Source organism: Kosakonia sp. PSU_27 (assembly GCF_039409795.1).
Classification (GTDB): Bacteria; Pseudomonadota; Gammaproteobacteria; order Enterobacterales; family Enterobacteriaceae; genus Kosakonia.
Genome location: NZ_JBCIVK010000003.1, coordinates 303,621 through 318,735, shown reverse-complemented (window position 1 = coordinate 318,735; position 15,115 = coordinate 303,621). Strand labels below are relative to the sequence as shown.

The following is a 15,115-nucleotide window of genomic DNA, read 5'->3' as shown; positions in this document are numbered from 1 at the left end:
CCAGGGAGGGGAAGTGAAACGTTAACGGCGGGCTAACAGCAGACCGAGCACCAGACCCACTGCGGCACCGGCACCAATGCCCTGCCACGGTTTTTCATGCACGTAGTCGTCTGCGCGATAGACGGCTTTTTTCGCACGGTAGTAGTACGTATCCGATGCGCTGCTGACGCGGTTTTTCACTTCATGCAGCGCCTGTTCGGCACGGGCTTTCAACTCAATGTACTTTTGATCGGCAGGATCGCCCGATGAGCGGAGAATTTCTTCCAGCGTTTCGCTCAGCAGGGTCAGGTCGTCATCAATATGTGATTCATAAGAATGATATGCCATCTGTTGTCTCCATGTTATGCACCTGTCCGCTAACTATAGACAAAGGCTGCCGGTTACGCCTGGCGGATCTCGCGCGCCATCCCGATATGCGCGATACCATCTTCGTCATACACATCCGTCACCGCCTGGAAACCCAAATGGGCATAGAAAGATTGGAGATGCGCCTGCGCGCCCAGATATAGCGCGTGCTGCGGCCAGTGTTGCTCACAGGAAAGCACCGCGCGCTCCATTAATTGATAACCCAGTTTTTCGCCGCGAACCTGCGCACTGACAATCACCCGACCTATAGCCACCGGCGAGAGATCATCATCACTTTTCAGAATCCTCGCATACGCCACCAGTTCGTCGCCTTTCCAGCCGAGAATATGGCGGTTCTCGCCCACCAGGTCATCACCATCCACATCCAGATAAGCGCAGGCCTGCTCAACCACAAACACTTCGCAGCGCAATTTCAGTAACGCGTACAGCTCAGGAACGGTCAGTTCGGAATGGTGCACATCCTGCCAGCGGATCATGTTGTTCTCCTCATTTATAGTGGCCTCGTTATACTAGATTCTTTTTCATTCGGGCAAAGATTGTGGAACTGATTTTTTTAGGCACCTCTGCGGGTGTACCTACACGGGCGCGTAATGTCACGGCGATGCTGCTCAATTTACAACACCCAACCCGCGCCGGGCTTTGGCTATTTGATTGCGGCGAAGGAACCCAGCACCAGATGCTGCGCACCGCCTTTCACCCTGGCAAACTCGATAAAATTTTTATTACTCACCTGCATGGCGATCATCTTTTCGGTCTGCCTGGGTTGTTATGCAGTCGCTCAATGGCTGGCAATGTTCAGCCGCTACAGATTTACGGTCCGAAAGGGATTCATGAGTTTGTGGAAACCACGCTGCGGCTTAGCGGTTCATGGACCGATTACCCGCTGACGATTGAAGAAGTGACGCCAGGGCTGGTGGTTGATGATGGTTTGCGCAAAGTGACCGCTTACCCGCTGTCGCACCCGGTGGAGTGCTACGGCTACCGGATTGAAGAGCATGATAAACCCGGCGCGCTGAATGCGGCGGCGTTAAAAGCGCAAGGCATCCCGGCAGGGCCGCTGTTCCAGCAATTAAAAGAGGGGAAAACCGTCACGCTGCCTGACGGGCGCATCATCAATGGCGCGGATTATCTCGCCCCGGCAGAAAGCGGAAAAAAACTGGCGATTTTTGGCGACACTGCACCCTGCCCGGCCGCGCTGGAACTGGCGCAAGACGTGGATTTACTGGTGCATGAAGCCACACTTGAGCAGGCGATGGAGGAAAAAGCGAACAGCCGGGGACACAGCTCAACCCGCCAGGCGGCGCAACTCGCTGCCGATGCCGGTGCAAAAAAGTTGGTGATTACCCATCTCAGTTCACGTTATGACGAACAAGGCAGCCTGGCGATGCTCGCCGAGTGTAAAACGTACTTTTCGCAAACGACATTGGCTGAAGATTTTGCGGTAGTTCACATTTGATTTTAATTTAGGCACTCTATTTTTTCTCCACCATGCCGATAATAGATATACGCAGGCATTTCCTATTTGAGGGCATGATGGACAATTTCCAGAAAGACATCGATGACAGGGCGAATCTTACTCTGTCGAACCGGTTTGAGCTGTTGCTGTTTCGCCTTGGCACATCGTTAGATGCCACCAAATCCGAGTTATTTGGCATCAACGTATTTAAGCTACGCGAAATCGTACCGATGCCCACCTTTACCCGTCCCGCAGGGATGAAAGCTCCACTGATGGGGATGGTCAACATTCGCGATCAGGTGATCCCGGTGATTGACCTTGCCGCCGTAGCGGGTTGTAAACCTGCAAGCGGTCTGAACATCTTACTGATTACGGAATATGCCCGTAGCGTGCAGGCATTTGCCGTTGAGTCCGTGGAAAATATTATTCGCCTGGACTGGAAACAGGTGCACACGGCCGAAAAAGCGATCAATGGTCGCTATATCACCAGTATTGCCTGCCTGGATGACGATAAGGATACCAACAACCTGGCGATGGTGCTGGACGTTGAGCAGATCCTGTATGACATCGTGCCTGCGGATCATGACGTACATGGCGATCATGTGCCGGACAAGAAATTCAACCTGAAACCGGGTTCTGTTGCCATTGTGGCCGAAGATTCCAAAGTGGCGCGCGCCATGCTGGAAAAAGGCCTCAACGCGATGCAGATCCCGAGTGCGATGCATATCACCGGTAAAGACGCGTGGGAGAAAATCCAGTTGCTGGCGCAGCAGGCCGATGCGGAAGGTGTTGCAGTTAGCGATAAGATCTCCATGGTCCTGACCGACCTCGAAATGCCGGAGATGGATGGGTTTACCTTAACGCGTCTTATCAAAACCGATCCGCGTCTGAAAAACATCCCGGTGGTGATCCACTCATCGCTCTCCGGTAGTGCTAACGAAGATCACGTGCGTAAAGTGCAGGCAGACGGTTACGTGGCGAAGTTCGAGATTAACGAACTCTCGTCCGTGATTCAGGAAGTGCTGGATCGCGCTGCGAATAATATTCGCGGCCCGCTGATTAGCCACCACCAGGTAACGTCTACCCCGCTGCTGGCGAAGTAATCGTTCCGCATTTATCTGGTTAGCCCATAAAAAAACCGCCGATATCGGCGGTTTTTCTTTACCTGTTTCCAGGCTTACATCATCGGCATCGCCAGTTGAACGATGCTGATCAGCGGCTGCGGATAGATACCTAACAGCAGCACCAGTAACGCGGAGATAAGTACCACAATCCCGCCTGCGCTGTAAGCCCAGTTAGACGGTGCATCGCGGTTCAACTGTTGCGGTGCGTTCAGGTAGAGACTCACCGCCACGCGCAGGTAGTAATACAAACCAATCGCCGAGCCAAGCACCACCGCGGCAGTCAGCCACCACAGATGCGCTTCAACACCGACCGCCAGAATGTAGAACTTACCGATAAAGCCCAGCGTCATCGGAATACCCGCCAGCGACAGCATCATCACCGTCATTACCGCAGACAGGATCGGGCGGTGCCAGAACAGGCCACGGTAGGAGTAAAGCGACTCTGCATCCGGGCCACGATACGGGCTGGACATCAGGCTGACCACACCGAACGCGCCAAGGCTGCTGAACAGATAACCGGCCAGGTAAACACCAACGGTTTCCATCGACATCTGGCCGCCTTGCAGCGCAATCAGCGCCACCAGCAGATAACCCAGGTGCGAAATAGAGGAGAAGCCCAGCAGACGTTTAATGTTGGTCTGGCTCAGCGCCATCAGGTTACCGAAGATGATGGAGACGAAAGCAATAATACCCAGAACCACGCGAACTGCTTCGCTTTCACCCACCGGTGCGTAGAGGAACAGACGCATCACCACGCCAAAAATGGCGATTTTGCTGGCGGTGGCCAGGAAGGTGGACACCGGCGCAGGCGCGCCCTGGTAAACATCTGGCGTCCACAGATGGAACGGCACCAGCGAGAGTTTAAAGCCAAGTCCGACAATCATCATGCCCAGACCCGCCAGCAGCAGCGGTTCATGCAGCATCCCTTCGCCCAGGCTTTTACCGATCGCGACAAACGACAGGTTGCCAGTTTGCGCATAAACCAGCGCGATACCGAACAGCAGGAACGAGGAGGCGGCAGCGGACAAAATGGTGTATTTGATACTGGCTTCCAGCGAGCGTTTCTGGCGGAAGGCGTAGCCCACCAGCCCGAACAGCGGCAGAGAGATCAGCTCAATACCGAGGAACAGCGCCGCCATGTGATTCGCGTTCGCCAGCAGAATGCCGCCGAGCGCGGCAATCAGTACCAGCAGATAAAACTCTTCTTTGTTATCGCTATACCCTTCCAGCCATGGATAGGCAAAGGTGCAAGTGGCGAGGCTCGCCAGCAGCACCAGCCCGGTGTAAAGCATGGCGTAGCCATCGACGCGCATCAGCGGGGTGACATCCATCGCCCCCGCCTGGCCGACGAACCACAAAGAGAGCAGCGCGACGTTCAGGCCAATGACTGACAGCGTGGCATTGAGAAAATGGTTGCGTCGCCACGCAATGGAGAGCATCACAACCACCACCGTCAATCCGACGATTAGCAGCGGCAGCAGCGCAATCAGGTGTTGTGGAGTTATCGTCATGGCGATTTACGGCCTTGTAGTAGTAACAGAATTAACAAACCACTGCTGGATATTGCCCATCGCGGCATGCGATGTATCCAGAATCGGCTGCGGATAGAAGCCAAGCAGTACCAGAAGCACAACCAGGATCAGAATCATAAACAGCTCGCGCAGCGACAGACCCCGCAGTTCCTGGCTGGCGAGTTCGCTTTTCGCCTTGCCGAAGTAAGCACGATGCAGCATCGCCAGCGAGTACACCGACGCGAACACCAGGCCGAAGGTGGAAATCACCGTGATCGTCGGCACAACCTGGTAGCTGCCGAACAGGATCATGAATTCACCCACGAAGTTACCGGTGCCCGGCATCCCAAGCGTTGCGACGGCAAAGAACATTGACAGCGCCGGCAGCCACTTAATTTTGCTCCACAAGCCGCCCATCATACGCATATCGCGCGTATGCAGACGTTCGTACAGCTGGCCGCACAGAATAAACAGACCCGCAGCGGAAAGACCGTGGGCAATCATCTGAATCACCGCGCCCTGGTAAGCAAGCTGGCTGCCGGTGTAGATAGCAATCAGTACAAAACCCATGTGAGACACAGAGGTGTACGCGATCAGACGTTTGATATCGGTCTGGGTGAAGGCCATCCACGCCCCGTAGAAAATACCGATCACGCCAAGCCACATGGCGATAGGCGCAAACTCTGCCGACGCGTTCGGGAACAGCGGCAGCGAGAAGCGCAGCAGACCGTAAGCGGCGGTTTTCAGCAAGATGCCCGCGAGGTCAACGGAACCGGCGGTCGGTGCCTGCGAGTGCGCGTCTGGCAGCCAGCCGTGCAGCGGCACCACCGGCATTTTTACCGCAAAGGCGATAAAGAAACCAAGCATCAGCAGGTATTCGACATTGCCGGACATCGGCGTCTTCAGCAGATCTTCGTAAGCAAAAGTCCATACGCCGGTCGCGTTGTAGTGCACCAGCACCAGCGCCAGGATGGCAATCAGCATGACCAGGCCGCTCGCCTGGGTATAAATGAAGAACTTGGTCGCCGCGGTAATACGCGTCTTCCCGTCGGAGGCTTTATGGCCCCACAGCGCGATCAGGAAGTACATCGGCACCAGCATCATTTCCCAGAAGAAGAAGAACAGGAACATGTCGATGGCAAGGAACACGCCGATAACGCCGCCGAGGATCCACATCAGGTTCAGGTGGAAGAAGCCCTGATATTTCTCGATTTCACGCCAGGAGCAGAGCACCGCCAGCACGCCGAGGAAGCCGGTCAGCACCACCATCAGCAGCGACAAACCATCCATCGCCAGATGAATGCTAATGCCAAAGCGCGGGATCCAGTCATGCTTGAACGTTTCCTGCCACTGCGGAAGGCCGGTGACTTGCGTCAGAGAATAGCCGCCCTGCAACCAGAGTTGCAGAGAAAGCGCCAGCGTCAGTCCCATGGTGATCAGCGCGATCCAGCGCGGCACCTTCACGCCGAAGCGCTCGGTCTGCCAGCAGAGGAAGCCGCCGATAAAGGGAATCAGAATTAGCCAGGGTAGTAACATGGCGATTTTTGTTCCTTGTTTAAGTCCGTCTCAGGCTATCTTGCTCGTCATAGCGAACCCCGGCTGTGCTCGCAATCCTCACGTACATCTGTACGCTCCGGTTGCTCTGCGCAGGCGGTGTCCACTCTGACTTCACCGATAACGCCTGTCCATTCGGACCAGATTTTCAACGAATTTCTAAAAATTCTCTTTCCGTTTGCAGGCAGGATAAGCGCACTCAGCCGGCCAACAAACTCAGCGCAATACCATCAACAGCGCCAGCACGACAACCGCGCCAATGCTCATGGATGCCACATACCAGCGCAGGTAGCCGTTCTCGCTAAACAGCAGACCTTTGCCTGCGAAGCGGGAAAGGATCGCCGGGATGTTCATCAGCGCATTGAGCGGATCGCTCTTCAGCAACCATGCGATACCGAGGTATGGCTTCACAAAGACGCGATCATAAAGCCAGTCGAAGCCCCAGGCATTGAACCACCAGGTACCGAAGAAACGCCCCGTTGCGCTGTTGGCAATCGAATGCACCAGTGTGCGGTTACCCAGCCACAGCCATGCTGCCAGCAGGATACCGATAATCGCTACCGCACCGGATGCCACTTCCAGCATCACGACACTGCTGTGCGCAAGCTCGGTGGTTTCCGGCAACACGCCTTTCAGCGGCGGCACGATCATCGCGCCAACAAAGGTAGACAGCACCAGCAACACGATCAGCGGCAGATGATGGGTAATCCCCTTCCCTGCATGCGCGTGGATTTGTTCTTTTCCATGGAAAACAATGAAAATCAGACGGAAGGTGTAGAGCGATGTCATAAAGGCACCGACCAGGCCTGCAATCATCAGATTGATATGACCATTTGCTACCGCACCAGCAAGGATTTCGTCCTTACTGAAGAAGCCTGCGGTGATCATCGGCAACGCGGACAGCGCCGCACCACCGACCAGGAAGCAAACATACACCAGCGGAATCGACTTACGCAGGCCACCCATTTTGAAGATGTTCTGCTCGTGATGACACGCGAGGATCACCGAACCGGAGGAGAGGAACAGCAGCGCTTTAAAGAACGCGTGCGTCATCAGGTGGAAAATCGCCGCATCCCATGCCTGTACGCCCAGCGCCAGGAACATGTAACCAATCTGGCTCATGGTGGAGTAAGCGAGCACACGTTTGATATCGGTCTGCACCAGCGCGGCGAAACCCGCCATCAGCAGCGTTACGGCACCCACAATCCCCACCAGATGCAGCACTTCCGGCGTCAACAGGAACAAGCCGTGCGTACGTGCAATCAGGTAGACACCGGCGGTAACCATCGTCGCCGCGTGGATCAGCGCAGAAACCGGGGTCGGGCCAGCCATCGCATCCGCAAGCCAGGTCTGCAACGGCAGCTGCGCGGATTTACCCACCGCACCACCCAGCAGCATCAGTGTCGCCCACATCAGCATGTTATTGCCATTGGCGAAGTGCTGCGGTGCCAGTTCAACCATTTCGCGGAAGTTCAGCGTGCCCAGTTCGTTGTAAAGAATGAACAGTGCGAAAGCGAGGAACACGTCACCCACGCGGGTAACGACGAACGCTTTCATCGCCGCGGCGCCATTCTTCGGATCGGTGTAGTAGAAACCAATCAGCAGATAGGAGCACAGACCCACACCTTCCCAGCCGAGGTACATCAACAGCAGGTTATCACCCAGCACCAGAACGACCATGCTGGCGATAAACAGGTTGGTGTAGGCGAAGAAGCGGGAGTAACCCTCTTCACCACGCATATACCAGGAGGCGTACATGTGGATCAGGAAGCCAACACCGGTAACCACGGAAAGCATGGTCAGAGAGAGGCCGTCCAGCACCAGATTGAAGCCGATGTTGAAATCACCGACTGCCATCCATGTCCACAGCGGTTTTGCGAAAGGTTGCTGGCCGTGATTGAAGAAATCAACGCCCGCATACGCGGTAACCAGCGCAGCCAGGCCAATCGACCCGACACCTACGGTTGCGGAAACATTTTCCGACCAGCGGCCACGGGAAAACGCCAGCAGCACAAAGCCAATAAAAGGAAAAATAATGGTTAAGGCGAGCATATTCATCCACGCATCTCACTTACTGAATCGATATTCAGATTCTGGCGGCGACGATGGAGTTGCAGCAGCAACGCCAGGCCAATGCTCGCTTCGGCAGCCGCGAGGCTAATGGCGAGAATGTACATCACCTGTCCGTCGGTCTGACCCCAGTAGCTGCCCGCGACCACAAAGGCCAGCGCAGCGGCGTTAATCATGATTTCCAGCCCAATCAGCATAAACAGCAGGTTGCGGCGGATAACCAGACCGGTCAGCCCCAAAACAAACAAAATCGCAGCGAGGATCAATCCATGTTGCAACGGGATCATGCGTGCTCCTCCGTTTTTCTTTTCGCGCGGTCTTCCGTGCGATTGCTCAGCACTTCGCCCGGGCGGTCTTCGCGTCCCAGATGGAAAGCAACAACCAGCCCCGCCAGCAGCAGCATCGAAGCCAGTTCTACCGCCAGTACGTAAGGACCAAACAGCGTAATGCCAACCGCTTTCGCGCCAATCGCCGTCCCCTCGATACCCTGATCGTTAACGCCGAGGATGGCGTAAATCATTACCACCAGCAGCACTGCGGAGAGCAGCGCCGGGCCAATCCAGATTTGCGGCGACAGCCAGTTGCGCTCCTGCTCGACCACGGTATTGCCGAGGTTCAGCATCATCACCACAAACACAAACAGCACCATGATGGCCCCGGCGTAGACGATGATCTCCAGCGCCCCGGCGAAGTATGCGCCGAGTGAAAAGAAGACCCCGGCAATCGCCAGCAGAGACACAATCAGATACAGCAACGCGTGTACCGGGTTGGTATGCGTAATCACGCGTACCGTCGTCAGGATGGCGACCAGGCCACAGATATAAAAAGCGAACTCCATTGCCCCTCTCCTTACGGTAACAGGCCCTTGACGTCGATAGGCTTGGCTTCATTTTCCGCTTCGCCTTTATCTTTGCCGTCGATTGCCATACCTGCCATCCGGTAGAAGTTATATTCCGGGTATTTGCCCGGACCGGAGATCAGCAGATCCTCTTTTTCGTACACCAGATCCTGACGTTTGTATTCGCCCATCTCGAAATCCGGGGTGAGCTGAATCGCCGTTGTCGGGCACGCTTCTTCGCACAGACCGCAGAAAATGCAGCGCGAGAAGTTGATTCGGAAAAATTCCGGATACCAGCGGCCGTCCTGCATCTCCGCTTTTTGCAGCGAGATACAGCCGACAGGGCAGGCTACCGCACACAGGTTACAGGCAACGCAGCGCTCGGAACCGTCCGGGTCGCGCGTCAGCACGATACGGCCACGGTAGCGCGGTGGCAGATAGACCGGCTCTTCCGGGTACATACGCGTTTCGCGTTTGGCGAACGCATGCAGGCCAATCATCCAGATACTACGAACCTGGGTGCCGAAGCCCACGAGTAATTCTTTTAAAGTCATGGTCTTTTCACCCCTTATTGCGCTTGCCAGAGAATGACAGCCGCCGTTCCCAGCAAGTTAATCAGCGTCAATGGCAGGCAGACTTTCCAGCCGAAGGACATCACCTGGTCATAACGCGGACGCGGCAGCGCGGCGCGGATCAAAATGAACATCATCATAAAGAACGCGGTTTTCAGCGCGAACCAGATGAATGGCGGTAACAACGGTCCTTGCCAGCCACCGAAGAACAGCGTGACCATCAGCGCGGAAATGGTGACGATACCGATATATTCCCCGACAAAGAACAGGCCGAACTTCATACCGGAATATTCGATGTGGTAACCATCCGCCAGCTCCTGCTCCGCTTCCGGCTGGTCAAACGGGTGACGGTGACACACCGCAACGCCCGCGATCGCGAAAGTCACAAAACCGAAGAACTGCGGGATAACGTTCCACAAACCGGCCTGGTTGTTAACGATGTCGGTCATGTTGAATGAACCGGCCTGCGCAACCACACCCATCAGGGAAAGCCCGAGGAACACTTCATAGCTCAAAGTCTGCGCGGAGGCACGCATCGCACCGAGCAACGAGTATTTGTTGTTACTCGACCAGCCAGCGAACAGCACCGCGTAAACTGCCAGACCCGCCATCATCAGGAAGAACAGGATCCCGATATTGAGGTCGGCCACCACCCAGGTGGGGCTGACCGGCACAATGGCGAACGCCAACAGCAACGAGGTAAAGGCAATCATTGGCGCAAGAGTAAAAATCACGCGGTCCGAAAAGCGCGGGATCCAGTCCTCTTTAAAGAACATCTTGATCATGTCCGCCACCAGCTGGAGTGAACCACCCCAGCCTACGCGGTTCGGCCCGTAACGGTTCTGGAACAGACCGAGCAGACGACGTTCACCAAAGCTCATGAACGCACCGCAGGTGACCACCACCAGCAGAATGACGACCGCTTTCAGAATGCTTAACAGAATGTCGATAACATCCGGTGTTAACCAGCTCATGCTTGCGCCTCCTGCAGATTTTCAAGACGTGCTCCGGCCAGTACCGGCGCGATACCCGGCATCCCCATTGGCAGACCAACCTGCCCCGCCACCAGACCTTCCGAAACCTGCAACGGCAGGCTGATCGTCTGCCCTTCGTAAGTGAAGGAGATATGCGCGCCCGCGTTCACGCCAAGCTTCGCGGCGTCTGCCGGGTTCAGCTTGATGTACGGCTGCGGCATGCGGCTCTGGAACACCGGAGAGCGCTGCGACAATTCATCACTGCCAAACAGGTGATAGTAAGGCGCGATACGCCACTTGCCATCCTGCGCTTCGAACGCGCCTGGTACGGTAGTGAAATAATCAAGACCGCTTTCAGACGCTTCGATCAGGCGTACGCCCGGATCGCCGTGACGCAGGTGACCACCCACTTCGTCCTGGAATTTGTTCCAGGCCTGCGGGGAGTTCCAGCCCGGCGCCCATGCAAACGGAATTTGCGAACGCGGTGCAGACGGCTGGTTGTTCCCTTCCATTGAGAAAGCGAACATGGTGTCTTTGTCCTGCGGCTGACGCGGTTCGTGCACGCTGATATTGGCGCGCATCGCGGTGCGTCCACTGTAGCGGTGCGGTTCACGCGCCAGTTTCTGACCACGAATGCGGAAGCTGGCATCCGGTGCGGCGTCTTTAATACCGGCCAGCTGCGGCAGCGCTTCAATGGCCGCGTCGATCACATGATCAAGCTGCGTCCAGTCCACTTCGCGGTTTTGCACGGTGCTGTGCAGCGAGTGCAGCCAGCGCCAGCTTTCCAGCATCAGCGTTTTGCTGTCGTAATAGGTCGGGTCATAAACCTGGAAGAAGCGCTGCGCGCGGCCTTCGTTGTTGATGACCGTACCGTCACTTTCAGCGAAGCTGGCTGCGGAGAGCACCAGATGAGCGCTGTCCATAATGGCGGTGCGCTGATGATCAACCACCAGTACCAGCGGCGCTTTTGCCAGCGCCGCGTCAACGCGGGCAGCAGAAGCGTGACGGTGCAGATCGTTTTCCAGCACGACAACGGCGTCAGCACTGCCGCTTTCCAGCTCAGCCAGCGCGTCATCGAGGCTACCGCCACCGATAAGCCCCAGCCCCATGCTGTTTACCGAACGGGCAATCATGGTGATGCCGACATCAGAACCACGGCCTTTCAGCGCTTTAGCTACGTTTGCCGCCGCCTGAATCACCGCCGTGCTACCGGCGTTAGTTCCGGAGATAATCAGTGGTTTTTTCGCCCCGGCCAATGCCTGAACAATCACATCCACTTTGCTTTTCAGGTCATTGCTCAGACCGTCAACCGCAGGAGACGCGTCGTCCAGCGCATGCGCGATGGCGAAGCCTAAGCGAGCCTGATCTTCAACCGGTGCGCAGTAGGTCCACGCTGCGATATCGTCCAGACGGGTACTGTCGACGTTGGTAACAAACAGCGGATGTTTAGCACGCTGACCAATGTTCATAATCGCCGCGATCTGCCAGTCGGCCACTTTCTGCGCCGCCGCCATTTCGCGTGCTTTGCCTTTCACCGCCTGACGAACCGCCAGCGCGACGCGCGCGCCGGTCTGGGTGATATCTTCCCCAAGAACCAGAACCGCATCATAGGATTCAATTTCACGCAGCGCCGGGGTACGGATGCCGCCTTCGCGCAGCACTTTCAGCGCCAGCTCAAGACGTTCCTGCTCACCTTTGGCAATACCGGTGTAGAAGTTTTCTGCACCAACCAGTTCACGCAGCGCGAAGTTACTCTCTACGCTTGCGCGCGGAGAACCGATACCGATCACTTTCTTCGACTGACGCAGAATATCCGCCGCACCCTGCATCGCCTGTTCGGCGTTGAGGGTAATCAGATCGTCGCCACGGCGCTGAACCGGCTGGCGCGGTCTGTCTTTCAGGTTGACGTAGCCATAGCCAAAACGACCACGGTCACAAAGGAAGTAGTGGTTAACAGTACCGTTGTAACGGTTTTCGATGCGGCGCAGTTCGCCATAACGTTCGCCAGGGCTGGTGTTACAACCCAGTGAACACTGTTGGCAGATGCTCGGCGCGAACTGCATATCCCACTTACGGTTATAACGCTCGGAGTGGGTTTTATCGGTGAATACGCCGGTCGGGCAGATTTCCACCAGGTTGCCGGAGAATTCGCTCTCAAGCACGCCGTCTTCCGGGCGACCGAAGTAGACGTTGTCATGGGCGCCATACACGCCAAGATCCGTGCCGTCCGCATAGTCTTTGTAGTAACGCACGCAGCGGTAACAGGCGATACAGCGGTTCATTTCGTGAGAGATGAACGGGCCGAGATCCTGATTACGGTGCGTACGTTTGGTGAAACGATAGCGACGGAAGCTGTGACCGGTCATTACGGTCATATCCTGCAGGTGGCAGTTGCCCCCTTCTTCGCAGACCGGGCAGTCGTGCGGGTGGTTGGTCATCAGCCACTCGACCACGCTTTCACGGAACTGCTTCGCTTCGTCGTCATCAATAGAGATAAAAGTACCGTCGGATGCCGGTGTCATACAGGACATTACCAGGCGGCCACGCGTGTCTTCCGCGTTTTGATATTGCTTCACCGCACACTGGCGGCACGCACCCACGCTCCCCAGCGCCGGATGCCAGCAAAAATAAGGAATATCAAGGCCTAAAGAGAGACACGCCTCAAGAAGGTTGTCTGCTCCGTTTACCTCGTATTCTTTGCCGTCTACATGAATAGTAGCCATTAGCATGCTTCCAGTTGTCTCAGTCAGCGACTAAGAGTTAATCAAAATTCTGTTCGCGTTCCCCTCATCTGCCTGATGAGGGGAGAACCATTACCAGCGCGCTTTCAGCAAGTTTGGCTGGATACCGCCAATTGCATGGGTATTGCTGAATTGCTGTTTAATGCCCGCTTCGAACTCTTCGCGGAAATATTTAATTGCGCTCTGTAACGGTTCAACCGCACCTGGCGCATGCGCGCAGAAGGTTTTACCCGGCCCGAGTTGTCGACACAGTTGCTCAAGTGTCTCGATATCTCCAGGCTGGCCTTCGCCGCGCTCCAGCGCACGCAGGATTTTCACGCTCCACGGCAGACCATCGCGGCACGGCGTACACCAGCCGCAGGACTCACGAGCGAAGAACTCTTCCAGGTTGCGTACCAGCGACACCATGCCAATTTCATGGTCAACGGCCATCGCCAGCGCCGTACCGAGACGGCTGCCCGCTTTACCGATGCTTTCAAACTCCATCGGCAAGTCGAGGTGCGCTTCGGTCAGGAAGTCAGTTCCTGCCCCGCCCGGCTGCCAGGCTTTAAATTTCAGGCCATCGCGCATACCGCCCGCGTAATCTTCAAGGATTTCACGCGCGGTGGTGCCAAACGGCAGCTCCCACAGACCCGGATTTTTCACGCGGCCAGAGAAGCCCATCAGCTTAGTGCCCGCATCTTTGCTGGTCGAAATGTTCTGATACCACTCAACGCCGTTCGCCAGAATCGCCGGGACGTTGCACAGGGTTTCGACGTTGTTAACACACGTCGGTTTACCCCACACGCCGGAACTGGCCGGGAACGGTGGTTTGGATCGTGGGTTAGCGCGGCGGCCTTCCAGCGAGTTAATCAGCGCCGTTTCTTCGCCGCAGATATAACGTCCCGCACCGGTATGCACGAACAGTTCGAAGTCGAAACCGCTGCCAAGAATGTTCTTGCCGAGCAAACCGGCTTCGGTTGCTTCCGCAATCGCGCGGCGCAGATGCACCGCCGCTTCAATATATTCACCGCGCAGGAAGATGTAGCCACGGTAGGCTTTCAGCGCGAATGCCGAAATCAACATGCCTTCCACCAGCAGGTGTGGCAGTTGCTCCATCAGCAGGCGGTCTTTATAGGTGCCCGGCTCCATTTCATCGGCGTTACACAGCAGGTAACGGATGTTCATGGATTCGTCTTTCGGCATCAGGCTCCACTTCAGGCCCGTGGAGAAGCCTGCGCCACCGCGACCTTTCAGACCAGAATCTTTAACCGCATTGACAATCTCATCCGGCGCCATGCCGGTCAGCGCCTTGCGCGCACCGGCGTAACCGTTTTTGCTCTGGTACTCTTCGAGCCAGACCGGCTGTTTGTCATCGCGCAGACGCCAGGTCAGCGGATGCGTTTCAGGAGTACGGATAACTGTTTTCATTTATACCGCTCCAGCAAGTCAGGGATCGCGTCCGGCGTCAGATGGCTGTGAGTATCCTCATCAATCATCATGTTCGGGCCTTTATCGCAGTTACCCAGACAGCAGGTCGGTAGCAGCGTAAAGCGACCATCGAACGTTGTCTGGCCCGGTTTGATCTTCAGGTGGCTTTCAATCGCTGATTGAATGCCCTGATAGCCGGTGATGTGGCAAACCACGCTGTCGCAATAGCGAATAACATGGCGGCCAACCGGCTGGCGGAAGATCTGGCTGTAGAAGGTTGCCACGCCTTCGACATCGCTCGCCGGAATACCCAGCACATCAGCGATGGCGTAAATTGCGCCGTCCGGCACCCAACCACGCTGTTTCTGAACAATCTTCAGCGCTTCAATGGACGCCGCACGCGGGTCTTCGTAGTGGTGCTTCTCGTGCTCAATTGCCTCACGCTCTGCCGCACTCAGCTCAAAAGCCTCGGTTTGTGGTTGTTGATTCTCGTGCATAA

At 56.0% G+C, this 15,115-nt stretch carries 14 protein-coding genes; 2 read left to right on the top strand and 12 right to left on the bottom strand.

The window, feature by feature from the left end; genetic code table 11:
* Positions 1-21: 21 nt before the first annotated feature.
* Positions 22-327 (bottom strand): stress response protein ElaB, encoded by a 306-nt coding sequence (gene elaB, locus AAIG26_RS08475; protein ID WP_017458585.1) that lies wholly within the window; start codon positions 325-327, stop codon positions 22-24.
* A 53-nt stretch (positions 328-380) separates the two neighbouring features.
* On the bottom strand, positions 381-842 hold the full coding sequence (locus AAIG26_RS08470) for a GNAT family N-acetyltransferase (protein WP_343180452.1): 462 nt from the start codon (positions 840-842) through the stop codon (positions 381-383).
* Between the two features lie 62 nt (positions 843-904).
* Here AAIG26_RS08470 and rnz point away from each other — a divergent pair, with 62 nt between their 5' ends.
* Both rnz and AAIG26_RS08460 read left to right on the top strand, forming a co-directional pair.
* Entirely contained in the window at positions 905-1,822 is a 918-nt protein-coding gene (rnz, locus tag AAIG26_RS08465) for a ribonuclease Z (RefSeq protein ID WP_343180451.1), read from the top strand.
* Positions 1,823-1,899: 77 nt separating this feature from the next.
* Positions 1,900-2,925, top strand: a complete 1,026-nt coding sequence (locus AAIG26_RS08460; RefSeq protein ID WP_044489694.1) for a chemotaxis protein — start codon at positions 1,900-1,902, stop codon at positions 2,923-2,925.
* A gap of 74 nt (positions 2,926-2,999) precedes the next feature.
* Here the strand turns inward: AAIG26_RS08460 and nuoN are convergent, their stop codons facing one another.
* The 10 genes from nuoN to nuoE form a co-directional block, all read right to left on the bottom strand.
* Positions 3,000-4,457, bottom strand: coding sequence for an NADH-quinone oxidoreductase subunit NuoN (gene nuoN, locus AAIG26_RS08455; protein ID WP_020454521.1), 1,458 nt, complete (start codon positions 4,455-4,457; stop codon positions 3,000-3,002).
* A gap of 6 nt (positions 4,458-4,463) precedes the next feature.
* Positions 4,464-5,993, bottom strand: a complete 1,530-nt coding sequence (nuoM, locus tag AAIG26_RS08450; RefSeq protein WP_020454522.1) for an NADH-quinone oxidoreductase subunit M — start codon at positions 5,991-5,993, stop codon at positions 4,464-4,466.
* 234 nt (positions 5,994-6,227) lie between these two features.
* Positions 6,228-8,069 carry an NADH-quinone oxidoreductase subunit L gene (gene nuoL / locus AAIG26_RS08445; protein ID WP_313626374.1) on the bottom strand — a complete coding sequence of 614 codons (1,842 nt, stop codon included), beginning with the start codon at positions 8,067-8,069 and terminating at the stop codon, positions 6,228-6,230.
* Complete coding sequence (gene nuoK, locus AAIG26_RS08440; RefSeq protein WP_002463445.1) at positions 8,066-8,368, bottom strand: NADH-quinone oxidoreductase subunit NuoK; 303 nt, start codon at positions 8,366-8,368, stop codon at positions 8,066-8,068. The genes nuoL and nuoK overlap by 4 nt, the downstream gene beginning before the upstream one ends.
* On the bottom strand, positions 8,365-8,919 hold the full coding sequence (gene nuoJ, locus AAIG26_RS08435; RefSeq protein WP_017458592.1) for an NADH-quinone oxidoreductase subunit J: 555 nt from the start codon (positions 8,917-8,919) through the stop codon (positions 8,365-8,367). The genes nuoK and nuoJ overlap by 4 nt, the downstream gene beginning before the upstream one ends.
* Positions 8,920-8,930: 11 nt before the next feature.
* The gene (gene nuoI, locus AAIG26_RS08430; RefSeq protein ID WP_017458593.1) at positions 8,931-9,473 is read right to left on the bottom strand and encodes an NADH-quinone oxidoreductase subunit NuoI; all 543 of its coding nucleotides are present in this window, start codon (positions 9,471-9,473) and stop codon (positions 8,931-8,933) included.
* A 14-nt stretch (positions 9,474-9,487) separates the two neighbouring features.
* Positions 9,488-10,465 carry an NADH-quinone oxidoreductase subunit NuoH gene (gene nuoH, locus AAIG26_RS08425; RefSeq protein ID WP_017458594.1) on the bottom strand — a complete coding sequence of 326 codons (978 nt, stop codon included), beginning with the start codon at positions 10,463-10,465 and terminating at the stop codon, positions 9,488-9,490.
* Complete coding sequence (nuoG, locus tag AAIG26_RS08420; RefSeq protein ID WP_020454524.1) at positions 10,462-13,188, bottom strand: NADH-quinone oxidoreductase subunit NuoG; 2,727 nt, start codon at positions 13,186-13,188, stop codon at positions 10,462-10,464. The genes nuoH and nuoG overlap by 4 nt, the downstream gene beginning before the upstream one ends.
* A 90-nt stretch (positions 13,189-13,278) precedes the next feature.
* Complete coding sequence (nuoF, locus tag AAIG26_RS08415; protein ID WP_020454525.1) at positions 13,279-14,616, bottom strand: NADH-quinone oxidoreductase subunit NuoF; 1,338 nt, start codon at positions 14,614-14,616, stop codon at positions 13,279-13,281.
* Entirely contained in the window at positions 14,613-15,113 is a 501-nt protein-coding gene (gene nuoE / locus AAIG26_RS08410) for an NADH-quinone oxidoreductase subunit NuoE (RefSeq protein WP_017458597.1), read from the bottom strand. The genes nuoF and nuoE overlap by 4 nt, the downstream gene beginning before the upstream one ends.
* Between the last annotated feature and the right edge of the window lie 2 nt (positions 15,114-15,115).

What these genes read in the sequence shown, in the direction of transcription:
- nuoN (WP_020454521.1), bottom strand. Translation starts at nt 4,457, where the DNA reads ATGACGATAACTCCACAACACCTGATTGCGCTGCTGCCGCTGCTAATC.
- nuoE (WP_017458597.1), bottom strand. Translation starts at nt 15,113, where the DNA reads ATGCACGAGAATCAACAACCACAAACCGAGGCTTTTGAGCTGAGTGCG.
- nuoK (WP_002463445.1), bottom strand. Translation starts at nt 8,368, where the DNA reads ATGATCCCGTTGCAACATGGATTGATCCTCGCTGCGATTTTGTTTGTT.
- nuoJ (WP_017458592.1), bottom strand. Translation starts at nt 8,919, where the DNA reads ATGGAGTTCGCTTTTTATATCTGTGGCCTGGTCGCCATCCTGACGACG.
- nuoF (WP_020454525.1), bottom strand. Translation starts at nt 14,616, where the DNA reads ATGAAAACAGTTATCCGTACTCCTGAAACGCATCCGCTGACCTGGCGT.
- nuoH (WP_017458594.1), bottom strand. Translation starts at nt 10,465, where the DNA reads ATGAGCTGGTTAACACCGGATGTTATCGACATTCTGTTAAGCATTCTG.
- nuoI (WP_017458593.1), bottom strand. Translation starts at nt 9,473, where the DNA reads ATGACTTTAAAAGAATTACTCGTGGGCTTCGGCACCCAGGTTCGTAGT.
- nuoM (WP_020454522.1), bottom strand. Translation starts at nt 5,993, where the DNA reads ATGTTACTACCCTGGCTAATTCTGATTCCCTTTATCGGCGGCTTCCTC.
- nuoG (WP_020454524.1), bottom strand. Translation starts at nt 13,188, where the DNA reads ATGGCTACTATTCATGTAGACGGCAAAGAATACGAGGTAAACGGAGCA.
- AAIG26_RS08470 (WP_343180452.1), bottom strand. Translation starts at nt 842, where the DNA reads ATGATCCGCTGGCAGGATGTGCACCATTCCGAACTGACCGTTCCTGAG.
- nuoL (WP_313626374.1), bottom strand. Translation starts at nt 8,069, where the DNA reads ATGAATATGCTCGCCTTAACCATTATTTTTCCTTTTATTGGCTTTGTG.
- elaB (WP_017458585.1), bottom strand. Translation starts at nt 327, where the DNA reads ATGGCATATCATTCTTATGAATCACATATTGATGACGACCTGACCCTG.
- AAIG26_RS08460 (WP_044489694.1), top strand. Translation starts at nt 1,900, where the DNA reads ATGGACAATTTCCAGAAAGACATCGATGACAGGGCGAATCTTACTCTG.